Here is an 18,925-nt window from a genome sequence, read left to right as displayed (position 1 = left end):
ACCTCCCTGTGAAGTACAAGTGCCAATTCAGGCTGCCTCGACGATTTGCCAGAAGATCAAGGATCTGCCCGAGCGACACAACGATAAGAATGCGTCGCTGATGAACGGCCACACCAAGTAGACGTTATTTTGTGGGCTCAAACTTGACGACCGTTATTGCGCCATTGACGTTGTCTGCCAAAAAACGGATTTTGTCTCCTGTCTTCATCTGCTCCAGCCAGGCCGTGTCCTTGACACGAAATACCATAGTCATGGAAAAATCCATTCCCAGGTTCGGCAGCGGACCGTGCGCAAGGGTGACTTTGCCGGCAGACTTGTCTACTTTTTTGACCAGACCTTCAACCATTTTTACCTCGGTCGGTGCTTGGCCCTGCATCTTCATGCCAGGGGCCATGGCGCCATGACCGTCGTGTTTGCTAGCGGCAATGCCCGGTGCAGAAATGGTCGCGATAAGGACAATACAAGCGCTTGCAGTTAAAGTTTTCATGGTGTACTCCGGTGAAAATTAATGTTTCGCAAAAACGCGGGTCGTGCCATCAGATTGAACCAGCAAGGTATCGTACGGTGGGGAATTCGGGATATCCATACCGGGCGATCCGGGTGGCATCGATGGAACGGCCAGACCCAATGCCTTGGGCTTTTCCTTGAGCAATCGCTGGATATCAGTTGCCGGAACATGCCCCTCAACGACATAATCGCCAATCCTTGAGGTATGGCAGGAGCCGAATTGATCGGGCATGCCGAGTTTTTTGCGGGAGGCGGGAATGTTATTCACTTCGTGAATTTCGACTATGAAACCGCTCTTTTGCATGTGCTCGATCCACTTCCCACAGCAGCCGCAAGTCGGACTTTTGTAGATGTCGACTTTGGGGAGCGTTTGTGCCAAGACTGAAGCGGAACCCATAAACGCGATAAGGAAGAGTGAGCGGAGATGATATTTCATAATATTTTCCATTTGTTTATCAGATGCGAGGAGTTTAATCAGGGGAAACCAACATGAGGCTGACTGAAAAATTACATTTCTGTAATTTATGAACCTTTCTGGCAAGAATGAACTAGCTTTCTTTTCCGCGATGTAATGTGTAATGGCTCTGGCGCTACAGATGTCCTGTTAGTTGTCAATCGGCACCATTCCTATGGGCTGGCATGGAACGATCAATTCGAACACAGTGCTCGTTTGATCCGAACGTACGAAGGCATCCCCACCGTGCGCTCGCATGATGGACCGGGTTATCGCCAAGCCAAGCCCCACCCCCTCGCTGAAACGTTGCCGGGAACAATCGACACGGTAGAATCGGTCGAACAGGCGTGGCACGTGCTCGGCAGGAATGGCTGCCCCTGTATTTACCACCGACAACTTTACAAACGAATCGCTCGTGTTATCGACATGAACGGCGATACGTCCACCAGCAGGAGTATGGCGCAACGCATTCGAGAGCAGGTTGCTGATGGCTCGGCGCAACATCAACCGGTCGCCAGAGACACGACCGCTTCCGGAACTCGCCATGAAGATCGATTTATCCTCGGCCAGTATCTCGTAAAACTGGAACAAACCATTCACCTCGTCGAGCAGGTTGAGTTGCTCTCGGTGCGGGATGATCAGATTATTTTCGGATTTTGCAAGAAATAGCATGTCCGAGATCATGCGCGACAGCCGCTCGAATTCCTCAATGTTGGATGCCAGGACGTCACGATACTCATCTGAACTCCTGTCCTTCGAAAGCGTGACCTGCGTTTGCGTCAGCAAATTGCTGACGGGAGTACGCAATTCGTGCGCGATGTCGGATGAGAAATCCGAGAGTTGTTTAAAGGAATTCTCAAGCCGGGTCAGCATTTCGTTCAGGGTTTCGACCAGCCCAAGCAACTCAACGGGTACCGAATCCACCGGAAGCCGGGAGTCAAGACGATGCGCCGTAATATCCGCCGCTTTATGTTTAACCGCTTGCAAGGGTGAAAGCCCTCGTCTTGCTGCAATCCAGCCAAGAACCCCGGTTACGAAAGCCGCCAGAATAACGAACGACCAAAGAGTCACCCGGAACGAACTCATGAAGTGCTCGTGATGGGATATGTTAGTGGCCACGGCTACGATTGCGGACGGTGACCCTTTGATCGCCGTGGGAGACAGCGCGGAAATTCCACGGAGAGGCTGGTTACTGCTTGTCCTCCAGACTATTGGCCTTGTGCTATCCGCATTGACATGGCTATCCAGTAGCGTTTTTGGAAACTCGGCTCCGTTTGTAGCATAAAGAATTGTTTCATCGGGTGCTACAACAACAAGTTCCAGTCCTTGATGTCCGACCAGGGCATCTTCAAGTAGCTGTGGTAGTTGATCCAGTTCAGCTTTGGAGCGAATTTTCTCAAGTGCGTGTTGGGTAAGTTTCAGTTTTCCTGAAAGCACTTCCATATCCTGAGCTTCGAAGTGCTGATCAACCGATACGGCTATCAGAAAACCCAGCAACAGCAGCACGATGCTCGAGGCGGACGCAAAAAGTAGGGTGAGCCTGAGGGTGATCGATTTGCGAACTGTCAAACGCATTCAGGAATCTCCAGAACATAACCCATGCCACGGACGGTACGAATAAGTTTTGGTTCAAAGTTGTCATCCACCTTGGCGCGCAAGCGCTTCACAGCTACTTCGATCACGTTGGTGTCGCTATCGAAATTCATGTCCCATACCTGCGAGGCGATCAAAGAGCGTGGAAGTACCTCGCCCTGTCGACGTAGCAATAGCTCAAGCAATGAAAACTCCTTGGCCGTCAGATCAATACGTTTTCCGGAACGGGTCGCGCGGCGGCGTATCAGGTCAAGTTCGAGATCGGCGGCTCTCAGGACTTCGGACTCTTTGCTCTTGCCACCCCGGCGCAGCAAGGTTCGTACTCGCGCCAGAAGTTCGGCAAAGGCGAACGGTTTGACAAGGTAGTCATCCGCGCCGAGTTCAAGACCGCGGACCCGATCGTCCACTTGATCGCGCGCCGTCAGAAAGAGTACGGGAATCTCTTTGCCGGCGGCACGGATACCGTGCAAAACCTCAAAGCCATCGATACCCGGGAGCATCACATCCAGAATTACAAGGTTAAAATCGATGGTCAATGCGTCGTGCAGGCCATCCTCGCCATTCCGTGCCAGATCGACGACGAAGCCGGCTTCCAGCAGACCCTGTTTCAGGTAATTACCTGTCTTCGGTTCATCCTCAACGACCAGAATTTTCATTGATGCTCTCCTTCGGCAAGCTTTTGAATTTCCTCTATTTTGCGCCTGTCGAATGCCACCCTTTGGAAGATTACGGAAATGTAATCTGCGTGTCAGTGTCCTGTTAGTTTCGCAACGTCATGATACAGACCTTAGGAGCCAGGAGTTCCAGCCAGAATTCATGGAGGCGTACATGCCGGATCAAAGTTATAAATGGCGAGTGTTTGTCATGGTGGTCATGGTACTGGGCTTTTCTGCCCCACTGTCTGCTGCAACGTTCAAGGATGTCTTGGAGCATGCATGGTCAAACCAAGCACAAACCGCCCGATCTGAGCAATACGACGCGCAACTTTCAGCCAGCCAGGCTTGGGTGCCTGAACCTCCCACACTCACTATTTCGTACCGCGGCGATCAAATCGACACCAACAATGGCCTACGCGAATGGGAGGCTGAAATCAGCCAGCCGATCTGGCTCTGGGGGCAACGCGATCGTGCTCAGTCGGTTGCCCGAAGCGAGCGCGAAGCGAGTACACAACGTTTTTCCTATGCCCGTTGGCAACTGGCCGGGGAGCTGCGCGAAGCGTGGTGGGAAGCTCGTTTGGCCGAAATCGAGCAAAACGCGGCGGAACGCAAGCTCAAAGAAGACTCTCAGCTTGAGGCCGATGTGCTTCGGCGACTCAAGGCCGGCGTTCTCACGCCGCTTGACCTGAACCAGGTCCGCTCCAGCGTGGCAATCGCCAAAGCCGATGTAGTACGGGCTCAAACCGCAGTGGCCCGCACCCTTGCGCAATTCCGAGCCTTGTCGAAAGGTGCTCCGCTGCCCGAGCTGCCCGAAATTCTGGTGTCCCGCGAGATAGACATAGAAAGCCGACACCCTGCAATAGCCAGCCACGCGGCGACCGCAACGGCGGCACAAGATAAATTACGCCAAGTCAGCGGCGATACACGTAACACGCCAGAAATTGGGCTGACTCTCACACGGGAGCGCGCTAATTTTAATGAGCCCTATCAGAATCTTGCCAAAGTCGCCCTGAAAATCCCCTTTGGCTCGGAATCTCGTAACCAGCCACGCATCACCGCTGCCAATGCGGACTTGATCGAAGCACAGCTTTTGACCGAGCAAACCCGCCGCAAGCTGGATGCCACGATTACATCGAGTCAGCTCGAGCTTGAGCAGAGCCAGGGCTCCATTCTTATTTTTGAGGAGCGGTTGCAACTGGTGGAACAAAGTTTTGCCTGGGTTGACAAGGCATTTCGCGCAGGCCAATTTGACTTGCCGGCGAGGCTCAAGGCTGAGGCTGATCTGACCGGTGCCAGGCTAGCTTTCGCCCGGGCGAAACTTGAAGCAGCACGCGCCATTTCCCGTTACAACCAGGCTGTGGGAGTTTTACCATGACCCGAAAGTTTCTGATCCTTTCAATACTCCTGCTGCCCATTCTGAGCTTCGCCCATGGAGGTGAAGACCATGGTGAAAGCACAAAACAGGTTGGCGTCACCTATGCGGCACCTCGCGCAGAGGCGCACACCGATCTGTTCGAATTGGTGGCCATCCCGCAAAACGGGCTACTGACAATTTATGTTGATCACTTTGCCAATAACCAGCCCGTCAACGACGCCAAGGTAGAAGTCGAAAGCGGCGACTGGAAAGCTGTAGCCAGTGCTGCGGGCCATGGTACTTACCGGGTTGCTGCGCCCCAGTTCGCCACGCCCGGAAACTTCCCTCTGGTCTTCACGGTAACCGCCGGTGACCTCGCTGACTTGATCGAAACTACCCTTATCGTCGAGGAATCTTCTCAAGCTACCGTTCTTGGCAATCTGCCATCGCGCTCGGGCTGGTGGTGGATCAGTGCCTCGTTAGCCGTCTTGATCGTCGGGACAGCCGTTCTTCTGAAGCGATTTAAGTCCTCTCAATAAGGGAAACAAGGTATGTACAGGAAAATTCTAATCACTGGCCTGATGGTGTTGTCTTTGGGTCAGGCCTGGGCGCACGGCGATGAAGATCATGGTGCCACTCAAGCCGCCATTGCCCCTTCAACAGATAAGCCCCAGCGCCTACCTGATGGTCGTGTATTTGTTCCGAAAGAGACACAGCACCGCTTGGAAATCCGGACTATCCTCGCGGAAGAAAAATCCGTTCAGCGCACTGAGGAACTCAATGGTCACGTCGTGATGGATCCCGGCACAGGCGGACGAGTGCAATCAATGCAGGCCGGGCGCATCGAAGTTACCCCGAAAGGCTTGCCTGTCGTCGGATCATGGGTGCAGAAAGGCGATGTGCTGGCCTACGTGCAGCCTGCCATTGGCAGTATGGAACGAACGAATTCGCGAGCGGAACAAGGCGATATCAAAGCCAAACTGGTGTTGGCAGAAAAGCAGTTGGCTCGTTTGAAGGAGCTTTCCGGTACCGTCCCCCAAAAGGATATTGATGCCGGCGAGACCGAACTTGCGGTGCTGCGCGGGCGTAGTCATGCCCTGGCCACCGGCAATAGCCCGGAAGCCTTGCGGGCGCCAGTGAGCGGTGTCATTGCATCAAGTAGCGTGATCAACGGCCAGGTCATTGAAGCCAGGGATGTTCTTTTTGAGATTATCGACCCCCATCACATGATGATTGAAGCCTTGGCCTTTGATCCTCGCTCGATCCATACGTTGACGGGGGCCACGCTGGCGGGGTCTACAACCGAACTCGATTATCTGGGTGGTGCTGCGTCCTTGCGCGATGGCGCAATCCCATTGCTTTTCCGGCTAACTGGTGGAGAGATTCCTTTGGTGCTCGGACAGCCGGTCAAGGTCATCGCAAAGAAAAGGGAGACCGTAAAGGGAACGCCGCTGCCTGCGTCGGCCGTCGTTAAAAACAGTGCCAATGAAAACATTGTCTGGGTACATGAGCGCGCGGAAATCTTTCGCCCAGTAGCAGTGCAAGTCACGGCGATTGACGGTGCAAACATGGTGGCCCAAGGGTTGACCCCTGGTCAGCGCATTGTGACCAGCAGCGCCACGCTGATCAATCAGATCCGCTAGGGAGACGATCATGTTTAGCTGGATCGTCAACAGCAGTCTGAATAATCGACTGTTTGTTTTGGTTTTTGCCGTGATTCTCATGGTTTATGGGGCGATCACGGCCAAAAATATGCCGGTGGATGTATTCCCCGATCTTAATAAACCAACCGTCACCATCATGACCGAAGCGGGCGGCATGGCACCGGAAGAAGTCGAGCAACTGGTCTCCTTTCCGCTGGAAACGGCCCTCAACGGGATGCCGGGAGTGACGCGGGTACGCTCGGTATCGGGTATCGGCTTGTCGATCATCTACGCCGAATTTGCCTGGGGGTCGGATATCTACCGTAACCGGCAATTGGTTGCTGAACGCTTGAACGAGGTCAAGGAGCAGCTACCGGTTGGTGTTAGCCCCAATATGGGGCCGGTTTCATCGGTCATGGGCGAAATCATGTTGATTGCCTTGCCAGCGGACCCCGCCAAAGTGAGTCCGATGGCGGTGCGTGAATACTCCGATTTCGTATTGCGACCCCGGTTGCTATCGATTCCTGGGGTGGCTCAAGTCATTCCGATCGGGGGAGAAGTGCGTCAATTTCGTGTTGAACCCGACACTGCGCTGATGGCCCGGCTTGGTGTCGGATTCGATGAACTTGAGACCGCGTTACGATCATTCTCCAGCAACACCAGCGGTGGGTTCCTGGAACAGAATGCCCGGGAATACCTGATCCGCAACCTTGGGCGAACGACCCGGCTGGAAGACCTGCAAAACATAGCAGTTCGTGATGCCAAGGGCCAACCGATCCTACTTAAGCAATTAGCTGAGGTAAAATTTGCAGCGTCCTTCAATCGCGGTGATGCGGGTTTTGCAAGCAAACCGGCCGTGATTGTCAGCGTTCAGAAACAGCCCGGCGCTGATTCAGTGATACTGACGGGCAAAATTGAAGAAGCACTGACGAGTCTCTCAAAGTCATTACCGCTGGGAATTACAAAACCAGAAGTCTTATTCCGGCAAGCCGATTTCATTGAGGCGTCGATTGGCAACGTCAAAGCCGCCTTGCGCGATGGCGCCATCATGGTGGCGATCATCCTGTTTCTGTTCCTGATGAATGTTCGTACCACTGTGATCTCGCTGACAGCCATCCCTCTTTCGCTGGCCGTCACGGCCTTGGTATTCCAAGGCATGGGCTTGTCGATCAACGTGATGACGCTGGGTGGCTTGGCCATTGCCATCGGCGAACTAGTCGATGACGCACTGGTCGATGTCGAAAATGTGTTGCGACGTCTGAAACAGCACAAACCCAAAAGCCTGCTGGATACGATCAAGACTATCTCTTCAGCCTGCAACGAGGTGCGCTCTGGCGTTGTCGTGGCCACGTTGGTCGTGGTATTGGTTTTTGTGCCGCTGTTTGCACTGCCGGGGATTGAAGGCCGCCTGTTTGCGCCGCTCGGGATCGCCTACATCACGTCGATTCTGTCGAGCTTGCTGGTAGCGCTAACCGTCACTCCGGTATTGTGCTACTTCCTCTTGCCCAATATGAAGCAGATTGATCACGGTGACTCGAGACTCGTGCTTTGGCTCAAACGATGGGATAAACGCCTCCTTGAAGCCTCGTTCGGGCGAGCTAGGCTGGCGCTTGGGATGGCCGTGCTGGCGCTGGTGCTATGCCTGGTAACGGTGCCGTTTTTCCCCAAGGCGTTTTTGCCCGCCTTCAACGAGGGCACGCTGACGATAAGCATGATGCTCAATCCAGGCACTTCGCTCATCGAATCAAACCGAGTGGGTGCTTTGGCCGAGTCGCTGATCAGTTTGGTCCCTGAAGTCAAAAGCGTGGGGCGCCGTACCGGTCGCGCCGAACTCGACGAACATGCTGAAGGCGTGCATTCGAGTGAAATTGACGTGGATCTGAAGCCTTCAGAACGTAGTCGCGAGGCAGTCATGGCCGATATTCGTGCCAGTCTCGCTTCACTGCCGGCAACCACGACCGTGGGGCAGCCTATCTCTCATCGCCTTGATCATCTTCTGTCCGGCGTACGCGCGCAGATCGCACTGAAAATCTACGGCGATGATCTGGATACCTTGCGTGGCCAAGCATCAAGCCTTCAGGTACAACTTGCCAACATACCGGGGTTGACTGACCTTCAGATCGAAAAGCTGGTAATGATTCCACAGATCAAGGTACGGCTCGATTATAGCAAGGCCGCGCAATATGGCGTTTCGCCTGGCTCACTTCTCAAAATGCTGGAAACCCTGACCGAGGGCGATACGGTGGCGCAGATCGTTGATGGCAACAAGCGCTTCAAGCTGGTCATTCGTCTGCCCGACAGTGCCCGTGACACACAAGGTCTAGGCAATATCCTGATACCGACACCGCACGGCCATATTCCCCTGTCACAGATCGCTAGTATTGAAGAATCTGATGGGCCAAATCAAATCGGTCGGGAGAACGGGCGACGGCGGATTGTGATTTCAGCCAATACTGACGGTTCGGATATGTCAAAGATTGTTGGAAAGATTCGGGAAACAGTTGGAGCAGTCCATTTACCCGAGGGATACTTCATCAGTATTGAAGGGCAATTTGAGGCACAAGAGCAGGCAACGCGACTGATCGGCGGTCTTTCGCTGATCTCGCTCGCACTGATTTTCATGGTGCTCTACAGCCGCTACAAGTCGGCAAGGCTGGCGGCAATGATCATGGGCAACATTCCGATGGCGTTGATTGGCAGCGTGATCGCCATGTGGCTAGCTGGAATCTCGCTCTCAGTCGCCTCGCTGGTTGGCTTCATCACACTCACTGGCATTGCCACTCGCAACGGCATCCTGAAAGTCAGCCATTACATCAATTTGTGCAAGTTCGAGGGCGAAATTTTTGGCAAGCGCATGATCGTTCGCGGTTCGCTGGAACGATTGACGCCAGTCCTCATGACAGCTTTAACTGCGGCACTGGCCCTGGTTCCCTTGCTGTTTGCCGCTGAGGCACCAGGCAAGGAAATTCTTCATCCGGTGGCAGTGGTGATCTTTGGCGGACTGGTGAGCTCAACACTGCTTGATACTTTGCTGACGCCGCTGATGTTCTGGCTATACGGCGAGAAGCCACTCCATGACTTACTGCAAGATCGTAGTACAGAAACCTTCTGATTTTTACCCCCACCCAGGCGGAAGCCTGGGTATTTACTTGAAAAGGAAACATCATGAAAAGATTATTGTTTGCCGCCTCGATTGCACTGTGTTCCAACCTGGTTTTGGCCGATGGCGATCTCAAGCCACAACAAGGTGGGGTGATGGCCGAAGCAAAATCAGGCAATCGTATTGAACTTGTCGTGTCTGCCGATATGGCTATGGTCTATTTGAGCGATCACTCGGGCAATACCATCGAGAGCAAGGGGAGCACAGGAGAACTAACACTGTTGACCGGCACAGAAAAAACCACAGCGAGCCTGTCAGCTAGTGGCACAAATACCTTGATGGCCAGAGGCAAATTCAAGACTTCCACGGAAAGCAAGGCCATCGTCAAATTTACTTTGCCGGGCAAGACGGAGGAACAGGTTCGCTTAAAGCTTAAGTAGCCATTTTTGACAAGCAGTCGTACCGGCTTACGGCCACTGATTTTGGACTCGCGACGACCGAATGGCTGCAATGTGAAGGATTGCAGTCGCTCACCTAGCAAGCCCTGGATGACCGCTGTGGCCGAGAATAAGACCTCGGCCTTGGCCGATGTTCGTATAGCCGCGCATCGACGGCTACAAGTCCCCAGCTAAAAGCCATAAAAGCAGTGCGCTTAGCTTGCGCGGCACCTTTCACAAGAGCGACCAAAGAAAAACATGATGCTGTTAACTTAATCACTTGACACCGCGTGTATAATACACTAGAATCTAGTCTATATTCTTTTTAATGGACTTCGCAAATGAATGCAAATCAAATAACTGCACAATGGCTGCGGGACGCTCAAATTGTGCCGAAGATCGGTGCAGCGCCAGATCCCATCAAAAAGATAATTGCTGGCAAAACGTACAACACAGATACAGCTTCGCTTCTTTCGCTTTACGCATACGATAAAACTCGGGATGAATATTTGCATATGTGGGAATCTTTGTATCAAACCCGTGGCGGTGCCTTTTTTCTCGTCGCCGAAGGCATGAGTGGACACACGCCTTACGGCGCTGAACTTTCGGGCACAAACGACGTTATTCGAGGACATGTTTTGCTTCCGCTCGACACGCAGCAAGTTAAGCGGTGGCTAGAGATTCGTGACCTCGTCGATGATTATGATGAGATTTTCGGCATTCCCGACGAAGCTGATAACGAAGACCGTTCGACAAGCCATGTGATGACATTGCGTCTGCCACATCGCCTTGTGAAAAAAATTGATTCGCTACGCGAAGACAAAGAATCTCTTCAGTCGTTTGTACAAAAGGCGGTTGAAGCAGCCTGTCGTAGCCGCCACAAGGATTTGCTGCGCATTTCGCGGAACGTGACCGGTGATTTCGCCAAAGCGTGACCGATGCGGAGATGCTGCATGGGTAAAGGTTAATGATACCTCAAACGGTCACGCTCCCGGCGAAATCGCGGTCACGCTTTTGTGAAACGGCGGTCACGCTGTCGCGAAATCGGTGAGGCGGCAGGGTTATCCACGGCGCCGCCGCCCGCTGATTTATCAAGCGGGAGGCGGGAGGCGAGCGGCGCGGTGGGTAACCCGTGTTTAACGCCAAGGCAGAACATCACGCTGGCCCTAGGGATCAAGGCTGTTGTCCTCGGCTTTGCCGTGTTCGGCAACGCCACCATGTGGATGGCTGTATTCGCCGATATGGGGGCCAGCCTGCTCGTCGTGGCTAACGGTTTGCGCGTGTTGCGGTCGACGACAATTGTTTGAACCTTATTACGCTCGCATTTGTCTTTGTGCATTACCGCTTATTCCATTACTCACGACTCTGTTAATATCCGCCGCATGCGCCGCTGGCTTGCCATTCTCTTGCTCGTTTTCCTGCCTTTCCAGTTCACCTGGGCGGCGGTGGCCGGCTATTGTCAGCACGAAGCGGACGCTGCGTCGCAGCACTTCGGCCATCACCAACACAAGCATCAGGCCGATGCCGACCACGATGGTGTTCCCGACACCAAGCTAACCGGCGGCATCGACAGTGATTGCGGTACTTGTCATGCCGGCTGTGTTGTCGCCATTTTTGGTGCCGTCGGCTTGCCATTGACTACGGGTATTTCGTTTGCCATCCCCTGGCAACCGGGGATGCCGACCTCTCCACCATTCATCCAGCCCGAACGCCCCAACTGGCACTCCCTCGCCTGATCGGCGAGGCGGGTAGCACTCCCTAAGTCTATTCTCCGTGCCCGTGGCAGCCTGAGCTGTCCTGCGCACAGCAACTCAACCCGAGTTGCGCCTCGCCGATTCCTTGTGTGTCGTTTAATCACTGGAGAATCGGATGTCCCGAACAACAATCGTATTTTTAGCCTCGCGGGCACTTTTTGCCAGCCTGTGTGGGCTCGTCATGCTCCCGAGCGGCAGTCTCTGGGCGCAAGCAAACCCCATCAATTCAGGTGGCGCAGCACTATCCCTGAAACAGGCGTTCGATGCCGCCTGGCAACGTCAACCGGAAGCACAATCCCTGGATCAGCGGCGCGACGCTGCCGAGGCGCGTCGGCAAGTTGCCGAAAGCTGGACGGCCGAGCCTCCGAGCCTGGAACTCGCCGCCAAAACCGATCAACCATTGAAGAATCAGGGTGATCGCGAATACGCGCTCGGCGTCACCTTGCCCCTGTGGCTCCCTGGCGAGCGCAGCCAAAGCGGCGCGCTGGCTGAAGCTGAGTTGGTGGCTGTCGGCAGTCGCGCCTCGGCCGCCCAACTGCGCACCGCCGCAAGCGTGCGGGATGCCTGGTGGGACTGGCAGCGCGCCCGTGTCGAACAGATACTGGCAATCGAACGTCTGGAAAACGCTCGACGCCTCGCCTCGGATGTCACCAAACGGGTCAAGGCCGGCGATCTCGCCCGGTCTGATCAACACCAGGCCGACGGTGCTGCCGCCTCCGCCGAAGTCGCCCTGGCCGACGCCGCCAGCACGCTGGCGACGACAAGCCAGCATCTACGTGCCCTGACCGGCGCCATGCCGGTCGCCGGAAGTGGCGATGCCGCCGAACCAACACCCGCCGTACCTGCCGATTTTTCCACGCTGGATGCCACTCATCCTGTGGTTCGCGAGTTGTTCGACCGGGCTGAAGTGGCGCGTCGCGTCGCCGATCTGACCAAAATCCAGAAACGCAACAACCCGGAACTGCTGCTGGCTACCACCCGTCAGCGTGATGCCTTCGGTGAAGCTTGGCAACAGACCATCACCGTTGGCGTGCGTTTCCCCTTCGGTTCGGAAAGCCGCAATCGGGCCAAGGTCGGGGCCGCCCGCGCCGAAGCCATCGAAACCGAGGGACTGCTGCATCTCGAACGCCAGCGCCTGGTTAGCGATCTCGACGCCGCCCGGCTGCTCGTCGAGGCGGCGCAAGCCCGGCAGGCGGCGACCGACAAGCGGGCGCGACTGGCCCGTGAATCGCGCGCTTTCTTCGAGAAATCCTTCCGGCTGGGCGAAACCGATCTGCCGACCCGGCTGCGCATCGAGCTTGAAGCCGTCGAAGCCGAGCGCCAAAGCACGCGCGCCCGGATCGACCTCGCTGCGTCGATTTCCACCCTGCGTCAGGTAATGGGCCTGCTGCCCGAACAAAAATGAGGAATACCCCGATGGAAATCAAACACACCCTAAGCACCCTGTGTGCGGCAATCCTGATCGCCAGCAGCGCTGCGGTTTGGGCTGGAGAAGGTCACGACCACGGCGAGTCCCCCGCTGCCCAAGCCGGAAAATCCTTGCCGGTGGTGACAGCCGTTTCAGAATCTTTTGAACTGGTCGGCCGCCTGCATCATGACGAACTGTCGATCCTGATCGACCGCGCAAGCACCACCGAGCCGGTGCTCAATGCCTCGCTCACCGTCGATGTCGATGGGCATAGTATCGCTGCCCCGTTCCACGCGGATCATGGCGACTATTCCCTGTCTGATCCGGCGGCCTTGGCCAAGCTGCGTCAGATTGGCAGCAAGCCCCTGACTTTCACACTGGTGGCTGGCAATGACAGCGATCTTCTGACCGGTGAACTCGATGTTCATGATGAAGACCCCGCTGTGGCTGGCCATCTCCACGGCTGGAAAGAATATGCCCTGTGGGCAGGGGCAGCCCTCGCCGGACTTGCCTTGCTTAGCCTGCTTGTGCGCCGCATACGCGCCTCCCGTAACCCGCATCCTGGAGGTGCCGCATGAAAACGCGCATCCTGTTTTCTGCGCTCTGTCTCGCTTTTAGTGTCAGTACAACGCCGGTTTGGTCCGGTGAAGGCCATGATCACGGCGATGCGCCGCCTGCTGCGGCCGGTAACGGCCCGAAACGCCAGCCCGATGGCAGCGTTTTTCTGCCCAAGCCGGCCCAGCGCCAGATTGGCGTGCGTACGCTGGCGGTCGAAAGCGGCGAACTACCCAAGGCCATGGAACTGAATGGCAAGGTGGTCATGGACCCCAATGCCGGTGGCAAAGTGCAAGCTATCGTTGCCGGTCGCGTGACCCCTGGCCCTCGCGGGCTTCCGCTGCCCGGGCAGAAGGTTGGCAAGGGTGAGGTGCTGGCCTACGTGACCCCCGAGGTTGGCGGAAACAGTCGCTCGCTGGCTGAAAGTCGTCTGCGTCGCCTGCGTGAACTCTCGGATACGGTGCCGCGAAAAATGATTGAGGAAGCCGAAGCCGCCGTCGCCAACGAACAGTTGCGAGCCCCGGTGGCTGGTGTTGTCGCTTCAGCCAATGTGGTGTCCGGACAGGTCGTTGAGGCTCGTGAAACCCTGTTCGAGATCGTCAATCCGGAACGCCTGATGGTTGAAGCCTTGGCCTATGACCTGACGGTGACCAGCGATATTGCCGGTGCGTTTATTACTGTCGGCCAGCAGAAATTGCCCTTGCGCCTGCTCGGGTTGGCCCGCAGTCTGCGTGATCAGGCTTTGCCGCTAACTTTCACCGGCGAAGGCGCCGCGCTCGCTGAATTGGCGGTTGGCCAGCCGCTCAAGGTTTTCGTGCAAAGCCGCAGTACGGTTCAGGGAATTTCCATCCCGACCGCCGCTTTGATGAAGAACCCGGCAAACCAGAGCATCGTCTGGGTAAAGACTGCACCGGAACGCTACGAACCACGAGTGGTGACCGTCGAACCGCTGGATGGTGCCAACGTAGCTGTGACCGCCGGTCTGCAATCGGGTGATCGGGTTACCGTGCGTGGCGCCTCGCTGATCAACCAGATCCGCTGAGGGGAGCGCAGACATGTTCAAGTGGCTACTCGTCAACAGCCTGAGCAACCGGCTGCTAGTGATCATCGCCAGCCTGGTATTGATGGGCTACGGGGCGTTTACCCTGACCCGAACGCCGGTGGATGTTTTCCCGGATCTCAACAAACCAACCGTGACGATCATGACCGAGGCCGGCGGCATGGCCGCCGAGGAGGTCGAGCAACTGATCACCTTCCCGCTGGAAACGACGATGAACGGTCTGCCGGGCGTCGAAAGCGTACGGTCAACCTCCAGTTCGGGGCTCTCCTTCATCTATGTCACCTTCGACTGGACGACGGAGATTTTCCGGGCACGTCAGATGGTGTCCGAGCGCCTGAGTTCGATGGAGGAAGGCCTGCCAAATGGCGTCATTCCGCGCATGGGGCCGATCAGTTCGATCATGGGCGAAATCATGCAGGTCGCCATTCCCATCGACACGGCCAGGATTTCGCCGATGCAGGTCCGGGAATTTGCCGACTGGGTGCTGCGGCCCCGCCTCATGGCGGTGCCCGGTGTAGCCCAGGTCATTCCTATCGGCGGCGAAGTACGCCAGTTCCAGGTGCAACCGAATACCGCCCGCATGGCCGAACTGGATATTACTCATGATCAGTTGACCGGGGCACTCAAGGGGTTTTCTTCGAACACCTCGGGCGGTTTTCTTGAGCTAAACGGTCGCGAATACCTGATCCGCAATCTGGGTCGAACTTCACGCCTGGACGATCTCAAGAACCTAGCGCTGACGGCTCGCCACGGTCAACCCGTTTTATTGCGGCAAATTGCCGACGTAACCTTTGCGCCAGCCATCAAACGTGGCGATGCTGGCTTTGAAGGCAAGCCGGCGGTGATTCTTGGCATCCAAAAACAGCCAACGGCCGACACCATCCATCTGACACGGTCCATCGAAGCGGCGCTCGCCGATCTGAAGAAATCCCTGCCAGCCGGCATGGATGAGCCCAAGGTAACCTTCCGCCAGGCCAGCTTCATCGAGGCCTCGATCGGCACGCTGCAGGGAAAACTGATTGGGGCCTCGGTGTTTGTCGCGGTCATTCTGTTCTTCTTCCTGGGTACCCTGCGCCCGACGGTAATTGCGCTGACCGCCATCCCGGTGTCGATTTTCATGACGGCACTGGTCTTCAAGTATTACGGACTGTCGATCAACACCATGACCTTGGGCGGCCTGGCCATCGCCATCGGCGGGTTGGTCGACGATGCCGTGGTCGGCGTCGAGAATGTCTTGCGCCGTCTGAAAGAAGACCGGGCAAAGCACCATGACCATCGGCTCCACCCCATCGAACTGGTCGCCCGGGCGACGATGGAAGTGCGGTCAGCCATTCTCTACGCAACGATCATCATCGTGCTCGTCTTCCTGCCGCTGTTTGCCTTGCCGGGCATGGAGGGACGGCTGTTCGTACCGCTCGGGATCGCCTTCATCGTGTCGACGCTGGCCTCGCTGGTCGTTTCGGTGACGGTCACGCCGGTACTTTCCTTCTACCTGCTACCGCACATGAAATCGCTCGACCATGGCGACACGAAACTCCTGGCCTGGCTGAAGGCGAGCTATCGGCGCGGTTTGCAGGCGGTGTTGAATCGGCCCAAAGCCGCGCTGGCCGCCGGTGCCGTCGCCGTGCTGGTAGCCGCCGCTGCGGTGCCCTTCTTTCCGACAACATTTCTGCCGCCGTTCAATGAGGGAACGCTGCTCATCGGCATTCGTCTGAACCCGGGCGTCACCCTGGCCGAATCCTCCGCGCTGGCACAGCAGGCCGAGGTGCTGGTCAGGCAGGTACCGGAGGTGGTGCATGTCGGGCGCCGCAGTGGCCGGGCTGAACTCGACGAGCACGCCGAAGGCGTACATGTCAGCGAACTCGATGTCGGTTTAAAACCGGCCGGCGAACTGAGCCGTTCGATGGACGAAATCTCGGCCGACATCCGTGCCCGCCTGATCAATCTGCCGGCGGCAATTGCCATCGGACAGCCAATTTCGCACCGCATCGACCACATGCTTTCCGGTGTTCGTTCGCAGATCGCCATCAAGATTTTTGGCGACGACCTGGATACCCTGCGTGGCCAGGCCGACGTACTACGCAGCCGGTTGGCCGGCATCCCCGGCCTGGCTGATCTGGAAATCGAGAAACAGGTATTGGCGCCGCAAATCAAGGTTCGCGTCGATTACGCAGCAGCGGCGCAGTACGGCGTGCCGACCCCGCAAATCCTCACGACGCTGCAAAGTCTCGTCGAAGGCGAGAAGGTGACGCAGATCGTCGAAGGCGGTCGGCGTTTTGCGCTGGTCGTGCGGCTGCCGGAAACGGCGCGCTCGGTTGAAGGACTCGAACAGATCATGCTTGAGACGCCGATCGGTCGGATTCCACTGTCCAGAATCGCCACGATCGAAGACAGCGACGGGCCGAACCAGATCAGCCGTGACGACGGCAAGCGGCGAATCGTGTTGTCGGCCAATGCCCAGGGTCGGGCCCTATCGGAAGTTGTTGCCGACATTCGTCAAGCGGTCGGTGCAAGCAAGCTGCCTGAAGGTTATTTCGTTACCTTGGGTGGCCAGTTCCAGGCGCAGGAGGAAGCCTCCCGACTGATCGGCTTGCTCTCGGTGATTTCGCTAGTCCTGATGTTTGTGGTGCTGTTCAGCCGCTACAAGTCGGTGACGCTGTCGGTGCTGATCATGGGCAACATCCCGCTGGCGCTGGTCGGCGCGGTAATCGGCCTGTGGATCTCCGGGCAGCCGTTATCGGTCGCTGCCCTGGTCGGCTTCATTACCTTGGCCGGTATTTCGGTGCGTAACGGCATTCTCAAGGTCAGCCACTACATCAACCTGATGCGACTGGAGGGAGAGAATTTCGACCACGCCATGATTGTGCGTGGCTCACTGGAACGGCTGTCGCCGGTATTGATGACGGCTTTGGTCACTGCTTTCGCGCTGGCTCCGCTACTTTTCGAGGCAGAGCGGCCGGGCACGGAAATTTTGCATCCGGTCGCAGTGGTGATTTTCTCCGGACTGATCAGCTCAACCTTGCTCGACACCTTCCTGACGCCTGCCATGTTCTGGCTGTTCGGACGAAACGATGCGGAAAGCCTGACCGCTGACCGTGATACCGAAGCACTTTGATTTTTTACTGAAAGGAAACACGATGAAATCGATTCATTTTCTTGCTGTGCTGTCTTTGTCCGTCTCCAGTCTTGCCTATGCAGCAGATGGTCACGAGCATGGCGGCGATCACAAACCAGTTCACGGCGGCATTGTGGTTGAGGCTAATCACATGGATCTGGAACTCGTCGCTACAAGCAATACGCTGAGTCTGCATCTGCGTGACCACGACAAGCCAATGGATGTTTCCAAGGCCTCGGCAAAAATTACTCTGCTGACAGGCAACCAGAAGCAAGAGGTTGAACTCCGGCCAAAAGGTGAGAGCTTTGTTGCCAATGGCACTTTTAAAACAGAAGTGGGTGCCAAGGCCGTAGCTCAAGTCACCATCAACGGCAAAACAACGACTGCCCGATTTGTTCTTAAATAGCCTTTGAAAAAACCGGCACGGTACTGGTGCAACTGGAAATGAATCTATAACTGGCCTACTGTTGAACAGCTTCAACGGTGGCTTTGGCCGCGATGCACTGGGGGAAGGGGCACCACCAGATCGTAAAACTACTCGAGGCCAGAGCCGCGGCAGCCGGTACGCACCTTCCAGCCCCTTCTTTGTCCAACGACTGTGAAAAAAAAGGAAATATCCCATGAAGAAAAATATCCTGATCGCTGCCGGCATCGCACTCGGGTTGAGCGCTTGCTCGTCCACCGGCACCCTGCAATCGCCCCGGTCCAATGCGAAGGTCAGCGGCACCGTAACGCGCGGTTTCATCGAACCTCATCGCGTCGAGGTCAGCCTCGATGGCAAGACCTATCGTGGCGAATGGCGGACGGGCGATCCAAGCAAGGAACAAATAGCCGCAACGACCTACCCGCACCTGAAACATGTCAAACAGGTCCAATCGACGCTCAAGGCAGACGATGGCAGCACGGTCGACTGCCGCTGGCTGACACATGGATACACCGCCGAAGGTGCATGCTCAGGCAACGGTCGTGAATATCTGCTGGTCTTGAAGTGAATAACGAAATCCGCAAAAACCTGCGCTTGTCTCCCACTTTTTTTGTTTCGTCCCATCAAGTCCGGCTGGTTGTTACTCTAGCGACGCGAAGACCTGCGATTTTGCCGAGCAAATTTCGCACGAAGTATGGAGATTAAAAAAGGTGGTGTTACATTTCCGGGCTGTCGGCTTCACAAGAATTGAATCTCCGGCTTTCCTAGATGATCTGCAATCGTTCGGCAAGACCAACTTGCCTACGTCCACTGACGAGTTGATACCGGTCGCAAAATATCAAGCAGCCAACGTCCGTTCTGGCCG

18 protein-coding genes are annotated in these 18,925 nt (G+C 56.1%); 14 read left to right on the top strand and 4 right to left on the bottom strand.

The features are described 5' to 3' along the window. Positions 1-124: 124 nt before the first annotated feature. From PROAA_RS14385 to PROAA_RS14370, 4 genes are all read right to left on the bottom strand, one after another. Positions 125-487, bottom strand: a complete 363-nt coding sequence (locus tag PROAA_RS14385; protein WP_186411996.1) for a copper-binding protein — start codon at positions 485-487, stop codon at positions 125-127. An 18-nt stretch (positions 488-505) separates the two neighbouring features. Continuing rightward, positions 506-955, bottom strand: a complete 450-nt coding sequence (locus PROAA_RS14380) for a DUF411 domain-containing protein (protein WP_245664292.1) — start codon at positions 953-955, stop codon at positions 506-508. 156 nt (positions 956-1,111) lie between these two features. Next, on the bottom strand, positions 1,112-2,536 hold the full coding sequence (locus PROAA_RS14375; RefSeq protein WP_186411995.1) for a heavy metal sensor histidine kinase: 1,425 nt from the start codon (positions 2,534-2,536) through the stop codon (positions 1,112-1,114). After that, on the bottom strand, positions 2,527-3,210 hold the full coding sequence (locus PROAA_RS14370; RefSeq protein WP_186411994.1) for a heavy metal response regulator transcription factor: 684 nt from the start codon (positions 3,208-3,210) through the stop codon (positions 2,527-2,529). Before PROAA_RS14370 ends, PROAA_RS14375 begins: the two co-directional genes overlap by 10 nt. A 172-nt stretch (positions 3,211-3,382) precedes the next feature. On the opposite strand from PROAA_RS14370, the gene PROAA_RS14365 reads away from it, so the two are divergent. The 14 genes from PROAA_RS14365 to PROAA_RS14300 all read left to right on the top strand — a co-directional run bounded on the left by PROAA_RS14365 (position 3,383) and on the right by PROAA_RS14300 (position 18,628). Continuing rightward, positions 3,383-4,585, top strand: a complete 1,203-nt coding sequence (locus PROAA_RS14365) for a TolC family protein (protein WP_186411993.1) — start codon at positions 3,383-3,385, stop codon at positions 4,583-4,585. Then, positions 4,582-5,103, top strand: a complete 522-nt coding sequence (locus tag PROAA_RS14360) for a hypothetical protein (RefSeq protein ID WP_186411992.1) — start codon at positions 4,582-4,584, stop codon at positions 5,101-5,103. Before PROAA_RS14365 ends, PROAA_RS14360 begins: the two co-directional genes overlap by 4 nt. Before the next feature lie 12 nt (positions 5,104-5,115). Beyond that, a complete protein-coding gene (locus PROAA_RS14355; RefSeq protein ID WP_186411991.1) occupies positions 5,116-6,207 on the top strand; it encodes an efflux RND transporter periplasmic adaptor subunit in 1,092 nt (363 codons plus the stop codon). 10 nt (positions 6,208-6,217) lie between these two features. Continuing rightward, positions 6,218-9,319 carry an efflux RND transporter permease subunit gene (locus tag PROAA_RS14350; protein WP_186411990.1) on the top strand — a complete coding sequence of 1,034 codons (3,102 nt, stop codon included), beginning with the start codon at positions 6,218-6,220 and terminating at the stop codon, positions 9,317-9,319. 53 nt (positions 9,320-9,372) lie between these two features. Further along, positions 9,373-9,747 (top strand): hypothetical protein, encoded by a 375-nt coding sequence (locus PROAA_RS14345; protein ID WP_186411989.1) that lies wholly within the window; start codon positions 9,373-9,375, stop codon positions 9,745-9,747. Positions 9,748-10,085: 338 nt separating this feature from the next. Continuing rightward, positions 10,086-10,679 (top strand): YlcI/YnfO family protein, encoded by a 594-nt coding sequence (locus PROAA_RS14340; RefSeq protein WP_186411988.1) that lies wholly within the window; start codon positions 10,086-10,088, stop codon positions 10,677-10,679. 186 nt (positions 10,680-10,865) lie between these two features. Beyond that, positions 10,866-11,051 carry a hypothetical protein gene (locus tag PROAA_RS14335; RefSeq protein WP_186412019.1) on the top strand — a complete coding sequence of 62 codons (186 nt, stop codon included), beginning with the start codon at positions 10,866-10,868 and terminating at the stop codon, positions 11,049-11,051. Between the two features lie 75 nt (positions 11,052-11,126). Further along, positions 11,127-11,480 (top strand): cation efflux protein, CzcI family, encoded by a 354-nt coding sequence (gene czcI / locus PROAA_RS14330; protein ID WP_186411987.1) that lies wholly within the window; start codon positions 11,127-11,129, stop codon positions 11,478-11,480. A gap of 133 nt (positions 11,481-11,613) precedes the next feature. Further along, entirely contained in the window at positions 11,614-12,903 is a 1,290-nt protein-coding gene (locus PROAA_RS14325) for a TolC family protein (protein ID WP_186411986.1), read from the top strand. 11 nt (positions 12,904-12,914) lie between these two features. Beyond that, positions 12,915-13,484 (top strand): hypothetical protein, encoded by a 570-nt coding sequence (locus PROAA_RS14320; protein WP_186411985.1) that lies wholly within the window; start codon positions 12,915-12,917, stop codon positions 13,482-13,484. Next, on the top strand, positions 13,481-14,503 hold the full coding sequence (locus tag PROAA_RS14315) for an efflux RND transporter periplasmic adaptor subunit (protein ID WP_186411984.1): 1,023 nt from the start codon (positions 13,481-13,483) through the stop codon (positions 14,501-14,503). The genes PROAA_RS14320 and PROAA_RS14315 overlap by 4 nt, the downstream gene beginning before the upstream one ends. Positions 14,504-14,516: 13 nt before the next feature. Further along, the gene (locus tag PROAA_RS14310) at positions 14,517-17,636 is read left to right on the top strand and encodes an efflux RND transporter permease subunit (RefSeq protein ID WP_186411983.1); all 3,120 of its coding nucleotides are present in this window, start codon (positions 14,517-14,519) and stop codon (positions 17,634-17,636) included. A gap of 22 nt (positions 17,637-17,658) precedes the next feature. After that, entirely contained in the window at positions 17,659-18,042 is a 384-nt protein-coding gene (locus PROAA_RS14305; protein WP_186411982.1) for a hypothetical protein, read from the top strand. Between the two features lie 214 nt (positions 18,043-18,256). Further along, positions 18,257-18,628, top strand: a complete 372-nt coding sequence (locus PROAA_RS14300) for a hypothetical protein (RefSeq protein WP_186411981.1) — start codon at positions 18,257-18,259, stop codon at positions 18,626-18,628. Positions 18,629-18,925 lie beyond the last annotated feature (297 nt).

The organism is Candidatus Propionivibrio aalborgensis, from assembly GCF_900089945.1.
Taxonomy (GTDB): domain Bacteria; phylum Pseudomonadota; class Gammaproteobacteria; order Burkholderiales; family Rhodocyclaceae; genus Propionivibrio; species Propionivibrio aalborgensis.
Note: the sequence above shows the minus strand (reverse complement) of the source record. Positions and strands in the feature narration are given on the sequence as shown.